An 11,154-nucleotide genomic window follows, 5' to 3' on the forward strand; every position below is an offset into this window, starting at 1 on the left:
TTAGGCCTGATCGGGCCTGAAGACAGCGTCGGGGTCAGCCAGCAGGCTGTAGGCGACGTGGCGCTTGAGGCTGTCGGTAAGGGCGGTCGGGTCGCCCTGCAGCGCATCCGGCGGGATCACCTCGCCGAAGGTCATGCGGAACTGCGAGCCGCGCTTGTTGAGCAATTCCTTGAACAGCGTGATGTCGCGCAGTTCGTCATTGAGATTGCAGAAAAGGTAATAGAGCGCCGAATTGCGGGCATCGACATTGAGCGGAAGGATCGGGGCCTTCTGCTTGCGGGCAAGGCCTACGACGGTGGAGAACCATTCCTTCTCTTCGAGCACGCCATCGACCCGCCGCGCGAGGCGGCCGGACGGGAAGATGACGACGCACTTCTCTTGCGCGAAGGCTTCGGCGGCGCGCTTCAGCGTCTCGCGTGTCTTGGCCGGAGTGCGTTTGGCCGCCACCCATTCGACCGGGATGATGACATCTTCGAATCTTGGATTGACGCGGACGGCATCGGCATTGGCGAAGAAGACAATATCCTGGCGCACCTGCTTGAGCAGGTCCCAGACCGCAACACCATCCGCAAGCCCGGTCGGATGGTTGGCCGCAACGATCAGGCGTCCCGATGCAGGCATGCGCTCAATGGCATCGACTGAGAGATCGAAGGCGAGCTGGCCGGACAGGCGGTCGAAGGATTCCCGGCCATTCAGGCGGACGATCTCGTCAGCCATCCGGCGCGCCTTGCGATAGCCGAGCATCTGGTAGAGCACGGGCCGCACCAGTGGCCAGCTCCAGCTTGACCGAAGTTTCGGGCAGCGCTCCTCGATCAGCACGTCGACAATGTGCCGGTCGTCGCCTGCCTCGTCCTCGAGGAAGGCCGAAACCGCGCGGGAGGCAGCTGGAGAAGAGGCGATTTCGTCGGTCATGCAGTTTTTTGTTTTTTTTCTTCGCGGCAGATTCGCCACGCGTCACAATACATGAAGTCCCCTTACGGGAAAGCGGATGCGGCATGACAGGCGCCGCGAAAGACCTTTCCCGGAAGGCGCGATCTGTTGAGATTTCAACACTTCGGAAAGTTCTGCTTTACCAAGCTGTAAGGCCCGCGTGGCAAGTTCATCTGCAGACGGGCGCCGGTGAACACAGACGCCCAGGTTCAGGAAGCATTTCGAGGTAGAGTATATGAAAGTTCTTTGGGTTGAAGACCACGAGCCGGTGCGAGACATGTTGGCGATTGCCGCCGACAAGGCTGCCCGCTCGCGTATCCAGGTCGATCTCGTCATGGCGCCAACACTGATGGCCGCCGAAGCACGCCTTCGCCTTGAGCGCTTCGACCTTGTCGTGCTCGACCTGGGCCTGCCCGACAGTGTTGACCCGGACATGACGATCGCCCGCGTCGCCAATATGGGCAAGTATCGCATCGCGGTTGTCTCGTCGATGGACTCGCGTGACCAGGTTGTCGAATCGGCCTTGCGCTGTGGTGCCAACATCGCCCCGAAAGCCGTGTTCAAGGCCAACCTGCCGTTCAACCGCTTCATCCAGCGCCCTGATACATTCGAGGATTTCCTGCTGGAGCAGATGCCTGCCGCCGCCGCCCCGGCCCGCGCCGCCTGAGGCATTCGCCAGACAGGTGCTTATGCTTGCAGAGTCCGGCCTGAACTTGCTAAGCCGCCCGTGTTAGCCTACCGGGCGGCTTAGCCCATTCAGGGACCCTGGAACGCCATGGATGCACTTCTGGAATATCCCGTGACACTGGTGCTGATCGCCACGAACGTGATCGCAAGCGTGCTGGCATTCAACAATCCCGCTTTCTTCGACCGGTATTGCTTCTGGATTGCACCCATCCGGCAGGGTGAGGAATGGCACCGGTTCGTCACGTCCGCCTTCCTTCATGTCAATGGCCTGCACCTCCTGATCAACATGTATGTGCTCTACATGTTCGGGCAGATCCTTGAGCGCCATGTCGGATCCGGCGGCTTCCTGATCCTGTATGCAGCCTCCATGCTGGGCGGCAATATCTGGGAATATGCCGACAAGCGCAATCAGCCAGGCTACCGGGCTGTTGGCGCATCGGGCGCGACATCCGGCGTCATTAGCGGCTTCTGCCTCTTCTTCCCGTTCGCAATGCTCTACCTGTTCTTTGCCATTCCGATGTGGGCCATCGTGTTTGGTGCCGGATTCATTGTCGCCAGCTTTATCCTGTCACAGCGCGACCAGACCATGGTGGCGCATGGCGCCCACCTTGGCGGTGCCCTGACCGGACTGGTCATCGCCATGCTGCTGCGCCCTGACGCCTGGCGACAGCTGATCGAACAGGTGGCGAACCGGATTGGCTGAGCGCGCGATGCCTTCCGTTCTGGACCGCTACGAAGCCCGGATTGCCGAGGGCATTCTCGATGCTGACCCGGCACAGGCCGAAGCGGCCGCCCGGCTTGATGCCCTGGCCAGGGCGCTGGCTGGAAAGCGCAAGCGGGGCTGGCTTTCAAAGCCTGAGCCCGTTACCGGCCTCTATCTATGGGGCGGCGTCGGGCGCGGAAAATCCATGTTGATGGACCTGTTCTTCGACGCAGCCCCCGTCACGCCGAAACGGCGCGTGCACTTCCATGAATTCATGGGCGGCGTGCATGACATGCTGGGCGAATGGCGCAGCATGGACGAACGGGCACGCAAACGCTCCGAGTGGCATGTCAGGGGAGCCGGCGACGACCCGATCGCGCCAGCCGCGAAACGGATCGCCTCTGGCGCGAAACTGCTCTGCTTCGATGAATTCCAGGTGACGCAGATTGCCGACGCAATGATCCTGTCGCGCCTGTTCGAGGCGCTCTTCGGTGCCGGCGTCACGGTGGTGGCGACATCCAACCGGCACCCGGATGACCTCTATGCTGACGGCATCAACCGGCCGCTCTTCCTGCCTTTTGTCGGCCTCCTCAAATCCAGGTGCGACATCGTCGAGCTGAGATCCGACCGGGACTACCGGCTGGACCGGCTGAGCGAGGCGCCGGTCTGGTATGCGCCGCTCGATGCCGCCTCCGATGCTGCGCTGGACAGGGCCTGGGACCGCCTGACCCTCGGCGCACAGCCGCAGCATTGCACGCTGACAATCAAGGGCCGCAAGCTGGAGGTCAGCCGGGAAGCTGCGGGCGTGGCACGGTTCACTTTCGAGGAGCTGTGCGCACGGCCGCTGGGCGCCCGCGACTATCACGCCATCGGCGCCAATTTCCACACCGTGATCCTGGCCGGCATCCCCCTGCTCTCGCCGCAGAACCGCAATGAAGCGGCCCGCTTCGTGACGTTGATTGATGAATTGTACGAAGCCAAGGTGAAACTGGTGGCGAGCGCGGCGGCAGAGCCGGATGCGCTTTACCCGGCAGGCGATGGCAGCTTCGAATTTAAGCGCACCGCCAGCCGCCTGCACGAAATGCGTTCCACCGAATATTTCGCCGAAGGACACAGGGCCGTGACCGACGGTTGAAGTCGCCCGGATTTCGTGAAGAATCGCTCACAAATCTTGTCTTTCCCCTTCCCTTACCGGGCCATATTTCCTATTTATGCTGCTGCGCGATGACATACATGCGCATTTCCGGGGAATACGCCGCCGCCATGCGGGGCTAAGACCATTCCCGGAACACCTGAAACGGGAACCATCGCCGCTCTGGCGGGATTGGTTTCAAGAAGAGGACATTATCATGGCTAACCCAGTTTCTGCCCGCAGTTCGGTCGCCCTTAGCCCGGAACAGGGTCTCAGCCGGTATCTCAGCGAGATCCGCAAGTTCCCGATGCTCGAGAAAAACGAAGAATTCATGCTCGCCCGCAAATGGCTCGAGAATGATGACACCGAAGCCGCTGAAAAGATGGTCACCTCGCACCTGCGCCTCGTGGCGAAGATCGCCATGGGCTATCGCGGCTACGGCCTGCCCATGGCCGAAGTCATTTCCGAGGGCAATGTCGGCCTGATGCAGGCCGTCAAGAAATTCGACCCTGAAAAGGGCTTCCGCCTCGCCACCTATGCGATGTGGTGGATCCGCGCCGCGATCCAGGAATACATCCTGCGTTCGTGGAGCCTGGTGAAGCTCGGCACGACGGCCGCGCAGAAGAAGCTGTTCTTCAACCTGCGCCGCCTGAAAGGCGAGATGAAAGCGCTGGACGAAGGCGACCTGAAGCCGGAACAGGCGAGGCTGATCGCCGAGAAACTGAACGTTACGGAAGCCGAAGTCTATTCGATGAACGGGCGCATGTCCGGCTCGGACGCCTCGCTGAACGTGCCGATGGGCACGGATGGCGACATGGAATGGCAGGACTGGCTGGCCGATGACGAGCAGGGCCAGGCCGAGGAATTCGCCGACCGCCAGGAGTATGACGCCCGCATGGACCTTCTCTCGAATGCGATGGAAGACCTGAACGAGCGCGAGCGTCACATCCTGACCGAGCGCCGCCTGTCGGAAGAGCCCAAGACGCTGGAAGAATTGTCGGAGACCTACAATGTCAGCCGCGAGCGCATCCGGCAGATTGAAGTGCGGGCCTTCGAAAAGCTGCAAAAGGCGATGAAGCGCATGGCCAAGGAACAGGGCATGCCCGTCACGCCGGGCGCGGCAGTGAACTGAAGCGGAACTCTTTTGTCGCCTGGCGGTTGATCAGGCTCCTGAAAGGAGAACGCCATGCGTAACAAGTTTCTGACCGCCCTGATCGCCGGTAGTTTGGGCATCGGCGGCGCCGCCTTTGCGGAGCCTCCGGGTCATGCCAAGGGCCATGAACTGCCTCCGGGTCTTGCCAAGCAGGGCAAAGTGCCTCCCGGCCACGCCAAAAAGATGTGGCAGCGCGGCGAATACTTGCCTCATGAGTATCGTACGTATCAGTTCGATGACTGGGCGCGCTACGACCTGCGACCTGCGCCAGCCGGTTATCGCTGGGTGCGCGTAGACGACGACGCTTATCTGACTGAAATCACAACCGGGCTCGTGGCCCAGGCCGTCATCGATCTTCTGAATTGATCCCGGCACAGCAAAGGGGCATGCATCACGCATGCCCCTTTTTACTGTCCAGCACGCTGATGATCCGCGCCTCGCCGCCTACACCTCGATCCGCGAGAAAGACCTCACCGCCGGCCATGGCGGGCGGTTCATTGTCGAGGGCAAGGTGACGCTTGCGACGCTGGTCACGCGCTCGCGCTTTGCAGTTGAGAGCCTGTTCCTGTGCGAAACGCGGCTGGAACCGCTCGCTGATCTCCTGGCGCATGTGCCGGAAGCTGTGCCCGTCTATGTCGCCCCGCAGGACGTGATGGACGCGGTGGCGGGATTCCCGATACACCGGGGCGTGCTCGCCTGCGGACTGAAGGGGGCGACTGGAACAAATGCAGCGCGCATCCTGAGTGACATTTCTCAGGAAAAACCCCTCACCTCCACCCTGCTAATGCTCTCTGACCTTTCCAATCACGACAATGTCGGCGCGTGTTTCCGCAATGCGGCCGCTTTTGGCGCGGATGCCGTGCTACTCGATGGCCAGTGCTGCGACCCGCTTTACCGCAAGGCAATCCGTGTCTCGTCGGGGGCAAGCCTGTGGCTGCCCTTTGCGCATGGCGGCAGCGGCGACGGGATGGTGCAGGCGGCGCAGGACGCGGGCTACACCGTGTGGGCCATGACGCCACATGCCGGAGCCGCGCCGATCGGCTCCGTGACAGTGCCCGGCAAGCTCGCCATCCTGCTCGGTGCCGAGGGGCCGGGCCTGCCGGATGACCTGATCTCGGCCGCTCAGCCGGTGGGCATCCCCATGTCGGCGGGCTCTGACAGCGTAAACGTCGCCACGGCCGGAGCGATTGCAATGGCGCATGCTTTTGCTGCCCGGGCCGGATAAGAGAACGCCCCCTCCAGTGCGGAGAGGGCGCTGCGGGAATGCGTGGTGTGACGCCCCTCCCGGAGTGTTGTCTTAGAATACCCGGGGGCGTTCGTTCTTGTCGACATGCAGGCCGCACTCGGTCTTGTCCTGACCGGCCCAGCGTCCGGCGCGCACATCTTCGCCCTCGGCAACAGGCTTGGTGCACGGCCAGCAACCAATCGACGGATAGCCCTGGGACACGAGCGGATGACGCGGCAGGTTACGCTGCTTGATCATCAGGTCGACATCTTCCGGTGTCCAGTTGGCCAGCGGATTGATCTTGTAGCGCCCATTGGCGAATTCGAAGACGGGTAGCGACAGGCGCGCGCCGCCATGAAACCGCTTGCGGCCCGTGATCCAGGCCGAGAAGCCTTCAAGCGCCGGCTCGAGCGGGCGGACCTTGCGCAGCGCGCAGCAGGCATCCGTGTCAGTTTTCCAGAGATCGTTCTTCGGGTCGAGCACCTTGCGCTCTGTCTCGTTCGGCGGGATTGAGCGCACGCCGGTAAGGCCGAGGCGCTCAATGACTTCGTCGCGATGGTCCAGCGTCTGCGGAAAGTGCATGCCGGTATCGAGGAAGACGACGGGGAGCGACGGATCTACATCAGCGATCAGCGCCAGCATGGCGACGCTTTCGGCGCCGAAGCTCGACACATAGGTCATGCGCTCGGGCCATTCGCGGATCATCGAGACACGCAGGATCGTCTGGGCCGACGCGTCGCGCAATTCGCCATTCAGGCGGGCGAGGCGAAGTTCCGGCGCTTCAGCGTTCCGGGCAATTACGTCACCATAAGGCATCAGGTTCTAACTTCCGTGTCTCTTGCGGAACACCGGCACCTGACCACCCGCACCGGGTTGGTAGACTTCGGAAAATTCCTTCAATGCTTCCAGCACTGAAGGTAGGTCCGCACGGGCCGTTTCGTAAGCATCGATGCCTGAACGGTACATATAGAATATCTGATCCCGCAGGACGTGGCCGACTGCGCGCAGCTCGCCTTCATAGCCATGACGCCGACGCAGGAGCTGGGCCTGGGAATAGCCGCGGCCATCGGTGTATCTGGGAAAATCGATCTCGATCAGCTGTATTTGCTGCAGGTATGGCACCAGTTCATCAATCTCGTCGTCGGGCGCGAGACGCACGCCGACGCGCGTATTCCGGTCGGACAAGGTCGGTGCCTCGGCCAGGAAACGGCTCAGCCGGACGGTGAAATACCCGCCTTCGGACAGGTCCGTCTCATCCTCGACATAGTCCCAGGGATCGTCGGATTCAGCGCCGTGCTTAATCAGTGGCATAGAGCGCCTCCTTGAAGGGGTCATGGCCCAGGCGGTTCAGCGTGTCGATGAACAGCTCATCCTTGCTGGTGCGCAGGCTGCGATAGGTGTCGATCACGCGCTTGAGGGCGCCGGGCACTTCCTCGGATTTCAGGCCCGGACCGGTAATGTCGCCAATGGCCGCTTTCTCGTCTGCGCGTCCGCCAAGGCTGATCTGGTAGAATTCCTCACCCTTCTTGTCGACGCCGAGGATGCCGATATGGCCGACATGGTGGTGCCCGCAGGCATTGATGCAGCCGGAAATGTTGAGGTGCAGGCGCCCAATGTCTTCCTGATAGTCCGGATCGGCAAAGACCTGCTGCACGGCCTGTCCGACGGGAATCGACCGCGCATTGGCCAGTGTACAGAAATCAAGGCCGGGGCAGACAACCATGTCGGTAATCAGGCCCTCATTCGGCGTGGCGATGCCGGCCGCAACCAGGGCGGCATGGATTGCCGGCAGGTCATCCAGCGCGACATGCGGCAGAATCAGGTTCTGGGTATGGGTCACGCGAACGTCGCCGAAACCATAGGATTCGGCAAGGTCGGCCACGGTTTCCATCTGGGCAGCCGTTGCATCCCCGGTGGTTCCACCGACCGGTTTCAGGCTGATGGTGACGGACGTGTAGCCGGGCGTGACATGCGGATGGAGATTGTTCTTCACCCAGCGGGCAAAGCCGGCATCCGTGCTTCTGGCCGCTTCGAACGCCTCGGAGATTTCAGGCTTCGCCGGAAAGTCAGGCCGGGCAAAATAGGTGTGGATCCGCTCGATCTCTTCACGCGGCAGGTCGATCTTCTCGTGCGGCTTTTGTGCGGCGAACTCGGCCTCGACCTGGCGGGTGAATTCCGCTTCGCCCAGCTCGGTGACGAGGATCTTGATGCGCGCCTTGTACTTGTTGTCGCGCCGGCCGTGCAAATTGTAGACCCGCATGATGGCCTCAAGGTAATCGAGCAGGCGGTCTTCAGGCACGAATTCATTGACCAGCGAGGCAATTACAGGCGTGCGCCCCTGCCCGCCACCAACATGGACTTCGAAGCCGACAGTCTCGCCGCGCTGGCGCATGTGCAAGCCGATATCGTGCACGCGGATCGCGGCGCGATCGGTTTCGGCGGCCGTCACCGCGATCTTGAACTTGCGCGGCAGGAAAGCGAATTCCGGATGGAACGTGCTCCACTGCCGGATGATCTCGCACCATGGTCGCGGATCCTTGATCTCGTCACGCGCGGCGCCGGCGAAATGATCTGATGTCGTGTTGCGGATACAATTGCCGCTGGTCTGGATGGCATGCATCTCGACATCTGCCAGAAGGCCGAGCACTTCGGGCACGTCCTTCAGCGCGATCCAGTGGAACTGGATGTTCTGGCGCGTCGTGAAGTGGCCGTATCCCTTGTCAAAATCGCGCGCGATGCGGGCGAGCTGGCGCATCTGGCGCGGGCTGAGCTGGCCATAGGGAATAGCAATGCGCAGCATGTAGGAATGCATTTGCAGGTAGACGCCATTCTGCAGGCGCAATGGCTTGAACTCATCTTCCAGCAATTCGCCTGACAGGCGGCGCGCCACCTGTCCGCCAAACTGGGCGACCCGTTCGCGGACGATGCGCTCGTCGAATTCGTCATATCTATACATGAGTGACCTCGTGAAGGTGTGGCAGGCCGAGTTCAAGCTCACAGCGGGCGACCCAGGCATGCACGGCGGGAAAATCGTTTATGTTGAACCCGCCTTCGTGCGCCAGGCGCGTATAGGCCAGCAGCGACAGGTCGGCGAGCGTGATCGCCTCGCCGCCGGCAATCCAGTCGCTGGAGATGAGTGCCATCTCCATCCGGCCGAGGGCGCGGCGGCCCTTGGCAAGCAGGTCCGGGTCGATCTCGTCGTCAGGCATGTTCAGATAGAGCTTCTGGAACCGGCGCACCGCAATCACCGGTTCATGCGAATACTGCTCCCAGAACATCCATTCGAGCATCTTGGCACGCTCGAAGGCATCGCCGGGTATCAGGTCAGAACCTTCGGCAAGGTGCAGAATGATCGCATTCGACTGGGCCAGCGTGCGGCCATCCTCGAACTGGATGACCGGCACCTGCCCGAACGGGTTGATCGCGAGGAATTCATCCGTGCGGGTCTCGCCCTTCAGGATATCGATTTCAATCCATTCGTGGGGAACGGACAGGCGCGTTGCTACCCATTTAACCTTCTGGCAATTGCCCGAAATGGAGTCGCCGAAAATACGGATCATGCGTCCTCTCCATAGGCCACGGTCGGACCGTTCACGCGGATCGATTCGCGCAGGGTTTCACGGCCCGCAACGGCGCCGGTGTCCGTCACTTCCATGAAATACGGGTCGGTGACACGGCCTTCCTGCTTCATGGCGCGGGCGAGATGGGCTTCGGCTTCATCGCCGGTAAAGGCCGCAATGCGTGCGGCATCACTGGTCCAGTTACCGTCTGCGTCCATCCAGACGGTGCGCCCGGAGGCGGTCTCCCAGGCGGTGACGGATTTGGGTGTTTCAGGTTTCAGCTTGGGGCGGACAGAACTCATGCGACATGATCCTTGAAAGCGCGGGCAATGGCTTCTTCGGGCAGGGCGGCGACTTCGCCAATGACGAGGAGGGCCGGCCCCTTGATACCGGCGCGCTGGATGAGGTGGGGCAGTTCCGACAGCGTGCCGAAGACCCGGATTTCATTGTCGCGGGTGCCGTTCTCGATGATGGCGACGGGTGTCGACGGGGCGCGTCCGGCCTGAATGAGGTTTTCCGCAATCGCCCCCGACGTGCCCACGCCCATGAAGACGACAACCGTCTGCGCCGGACGGGCAAGTGCGGACCAGTCGAGATCCGGCACGCCGCCGTTCTTGGCATGGCCAGTGACAAAGGTGAGGCTTTGCGCATGGTCGCGATGGGTCAACGGCAGGCCGGCATTGGCGGCGCAGCCGAGTGCCGAGGATATGCCGGGAACGACCATGGCCACCACACCGGCGCTGCGCACCGCTTCGAGTTCTTCACCGCCGCGTCCGAAGATGAACGGATCCCCGCCCTTCAGGCGGACGACGCGCTTGCCCTCGCGCGCCGATGCGATCAGCCACTCATGGATGGTTTCCTGCGGCACGGAGTGATCGCCCTTTGACTTGCCGACCGGCACGCGGTCTGCATCGCGGCGGATCAGCGTCAGGATTTCCGCACTGACGAGACGGTCATAATAGACAATGTCGGCCTCCTGGATCAGGCGAAGGGCTTTCAGGGTCAGAAGCTCGGGGTCACCGGGGCCGGCGCCGACGATGTGGACGATGCCTTCCGCGTGCGCGCTGTGGACAAGGCGGCCCCGCATGGCGGCTTCAGCGCCGTCGAGGTTGCCCGCATAGGCAAGGTCGGCGGTGGGGCCGGTCAGCGCGCTTTCCCAGAAGCGTCGGCGGGCCTTGCTGTCAGGGATGGCAGCCTTGACATCCGGGCGAAGGCGCGCGGCCAGCGCGGCAAGGTCGCCGATGCGTTTGGGCAGCAGGACTTCAAGTTTTTCACGGATCGATTTGGCCAGTACGGGAGCGGTGCCATTCGTGCCGATGGCAGCCACTACATCGCCGCGATCGATGATGGACGGGACGGTGAAGTCGCATAAGTCCGGATGATCGACCACGTTCAGCGGCACGCCATACTGGCGTGCCATCGTGATGGCCTTTTCAGCATTGCTGTCGAGCCGGTTCGCAACGATCGCAAATCGGGCGACATCCAGCGCAGGACCGGCATGCTCGGGCGGCGCAATCGTTATGCGGCCGGCGAACTCCTCGGCGAAGCCGGGTTCAATCTCGCTAACGATAACGGTAATGCGGGCGGGCGTGGCGGCGAGCAATCGCACCTTGCGGCGGGCCTCTTCGCCCCCGCCAAATACGACAACGGACGCATCATCCATGTTGAAAAAGGCCGGAAATTGCCGCATGCGGGGCCACTCTTGTTTAGTATTGCTGATCGATCACATCCCAAGATGGCTCTTGACGGCTCAGGCGCAACCGT

General features: G+C 62.1%; 13 protein-coding genes. 6 read left to right on the forward strand and 7 right to left on the reverse strand.

The annotated features are described in order from the left end of the window. Positions 1 to 912: a GNAT family N-acetyltransferase gene (locus tag ACQ66M_RS05310; protein WP_430402371.1), complete on the reverse strand. Its 912-nt coding sequence runs from the start codon at positions 910 to 912 to the stop codon at positions 1 to 3. A 253-nt stretch (positions 913 to 1,165) separates the two neighbouring features. On the opposite strand from ACQ66M_RS05310, the gene ACQ66M_RS05315 reads away from it, so the two are divergent. The 6 genes from ACQ66M_RS05315 (at position 1,166) to ACQ66M_RS05340 (ending at position 5,830) form a co-directional block, all read left to right on the forward strand. Further along, positions 1,166 to 1,597 (forward strand): response regulator, encoded by a 432-nt coding sequence (locus ACQ66M_RS05315; RefSeq protein WP_350174686.1) that lies wholly within the window; start codon positions 1,166 to 1,168, stop codon positions 1,595 to 1,597. Between the two features lie 108 nt (positions 1,598 to 1,705). After that, the gene (locus ACQ66M_RS05320) at positions 1,706 to 2,320 is read left to right on the forward strand and encodes a rhomboid family intramembrane serine protease (RefSeq protein WP_350174688.1); all 615 of its coding nucleotides are present in this window, start codon (positions 1,706 to 1,708) and stop codon (positions 2,318 to 2,320) included. Between the two features lie 7 nt (positions 2,321 to 2,327). Continuing rightward, positions 2,328 to 3,455, forward strand: a complete 1,128-nt coding sequence (gene zapE / locus ACQ66M_RS05325; protein ID WP_430402373.1) for a cell division protein ZapE — start codon at positions 2,328 to 2,330, stop codon at positions 3,453 to 3,455. A 214-nt stretch (positions 3,456 to 3,669) separates the two neighbouring features. Then, positions 3,670 to 4,584 (forward strand): RNA polymerase sigma factor RpoH, encoded by a 915-nt coding sequence (gene rpoH / locus ACQ66M_RS05330; RefSeq protein WP_350174692.1) that lies wholly within the window; start codon positions 3,670 to 3,672, stop codon positions 4,582 to 4,584. Between the two features lie 54 nt (positions 4,585 to 4,638). Beyond that, a complete protein-coding gene (locus ACQ66M_RS05335) occupies positions 4,639 to 4,971 on the forward strand; it encodes an RcnB family protein (RefSeq protein WP_430402375.1) in 333 nt (110 codons plus the stop codon). A gap of 31 nt (positions 4,972 to 5,002) precedes the next feature. Next, on the forward strand, positions 5,003 to 5,830 hold the full coding sequence (locus ACQ66M_RS05340; RefSeq protein ID WP_430402377.1) for a TrmH family RNA methyltransferase: 828 nt from the start codon (positions 5,003 to 5,005) through the stop codon (positions 5,828 to 5,830). A 72-nt stretch (positions 5,831 to 5,902) separates the two neighbouring features. Here ACQ66M_RS05340 and ACQ66M_RS05345 read toward each other — a convergent pair whose 3' ends face one another. Genes ACQ66M_RS05345 through cysG form a run of 6 tightly spaced genes read right to left on the reverse strand, consistent with a single transcriptional unit; the run spans position 5,903 to position 11,080 of the window. Then, entirely contained in the window at positions 5,903 to 6,646 is a 744-nt protein-coding gene (locus tag ACQ66M_RS05345; protein ID WP_350174698.1) for a phosphoadenylyl-sulfate reductase, read from the reverse strand. A gap of 6 nt (positions 6,647 to 6,652) precedes the next feature. Then, positions 6,653 to 7,141 carry a DUF934 domain-containing protein gene (locus tag ACQ66M_RS05350; protein ID WP_350174700.1) on the reverse strand — a complete coding sequence of 163 codons (489 nt, stop codon included), beginning with the start codon at positions 7,139 to 7,141 and terminating at the stop codon, positions 6,653 to 6,655. Next, positions 7,128 to 8,786, reverse strand: a complete 1,659-nt coding sequence (locus ACQ66M_RS05355) for a nitrite/sulfite reductase (protein WP_430402379.1) — start codon at positions 8,784 to 8,786, stop codon at positions 7,128 to 7,130. Before ACQ66M_RS05355 ends, ACQ66M_RS05350 begins: the two co-directional genes overlap by 14 nt. Continuing rightward, positions 8,779 to 9,390, reverse strand: a complete 612-nt coding sequence (locus tag ACQ66M_RS05360; RefSeq protein WP_350174704.1) for a glutathione S-transferase family protein — start codon at positions 9,388 to 9,390, stop codon at positions 8,779 to 8,781. The genes ACQ66M_RS05355 and ACQ66M_RS05360 overlap by 8 nt, the downstream gene beginning before the upstream one ends. Beyond that, positions 9,387 to 9,692: a DUF2849 domain-containing protein gene (locus tag ACQ66M_RS05365; protein WP_350174706.1), complete on the reverse strand. Its 306-nt coding sequence runs from the start codon at positions 9,690 to 9,692 to the stop codon at positions 9,387 to 9,389. Before ACQ66M_RS05365 ends, ACQ66M_RS05360 begins: the two co-directional genes overlap by 4 nt. Beyond that, on the reverse strand, positions 9,689 to 11,080 hold the full coding sequence (cysG, locus tag ACQ66M_RS05370; RefSeq protein ID WP_430402381.1) for a siroheme synthase CysG: 1,392 nt from the start codon (positions 11,078 to 11,080) through the stop codon (positions 9,689 to 9,691). Before cysG ends, ACQ66M_RS05365 begins: the two co-directional genes overlap by 4 nt. Between the last annotated feature and the right edge of the window lie 74 nt (positions 11,081 to 11,154).

This window comes from Hyphomonas sp., assembly GCF_965284475.1.
Lineage (GTDB): Bacteria > Pseudomonadota > Alphaproteobacteria > Caulobacterales > Hyphomonadaceae > Hyphomonas.

Bases quoted from the DNA above. Each gene is read 5' to 3' on its own strand.
- ACQ66M_RS05310 (WP_430402371.1), bottom strand. From the start codon at position 912: ATGACCGACGAAATCGCCTCTTCTCCAGCTGCCTCCCGCGCGGTTTCG.
- ACQ66M_RS05315 (WP_350174686.1), top strand. From the start codon at position 1,166: ATGAAAGTTCTTTGGGTTGAAGACCACGAGCCGGTGCGAGACATGTTG.
- ACQ66M_RS05320 (WP_350174688.1), top strand. From the start codon at position 1,706: ATGGATGCACTTCTGGAATATCCCGTGACACTGGTGCTGATCGCCACG.
- zapE (WP_430402373.1), top strand. From the start codon at position 2,328: ATGCCTTCCGTTCTGGACCGCTACGAAGCCCGGATTGCCGAGGGCATT.
- rpoH (WP_350174692.1), top strand. From the start codon at position 3,670: ATGGCTAACCCAGTTTCTGCCCGCAGTTCGGTCGCCCTTAGCCCGGAA.
- ACQ66M_RS05335 (WP_430402375.1), top strand. From the start codon at position 4,639: ATGCGTAACAAGTTTCTGACCGCCCTGATCGCCGGTAGTTTGGGCATC.
- ACQ66M_RS05340 (WP_430402377.1), top strand. From the start codon at position 5,003: ATGCCCCTTTTTACTGTCCAGCACGCTGATGATCCGCGCCTCGCCGCC.
- ACQ66M_RS05345 (WP_350174698.1), bottom strand. From the start codon at position 6,646: ATGCCTTATGGTGACGTAATTGCCCGGAACGCTGAAGCGCCGGAACTT.
- ACQ66M_RS05350 (WP_350174700.1), bottom strand. From the start codon at position 7,141: ATGCCACTGATTAAGCACGGCGCTGAATCCGACGATCCCTGGGACTAT.
- ACQ66M_RS05355 (WP_430402379.1), bottom strand. From the start codon at position 8,786: ATGTATAGATATGACGAATTCGACGAGCGCATCGTCCGCGAACGGGTC.
- ACQ66M_RS05360 (WP_350174704.1), bottom strand. From the start codon at position 9,390: ATGATCCGTATTTTCGGCGACTCCATTTCGGGCAATTGCCAGAAGGTT.
- ACQ66M_RS05365 (WP_350174706.1), bottom strand. From the start codon at position 9,692: ATGAGTTCTGTCCGCCCCAAGCTGAAACCTGAAACACCCAAATCCGTC.
- cysG (WP_430402381.1), bottom strand. From the start codon at position 11,080: ATGCGGCAATTTCCGGCCTTTTTCAACATGGATGATGCGTCCGTTGTC.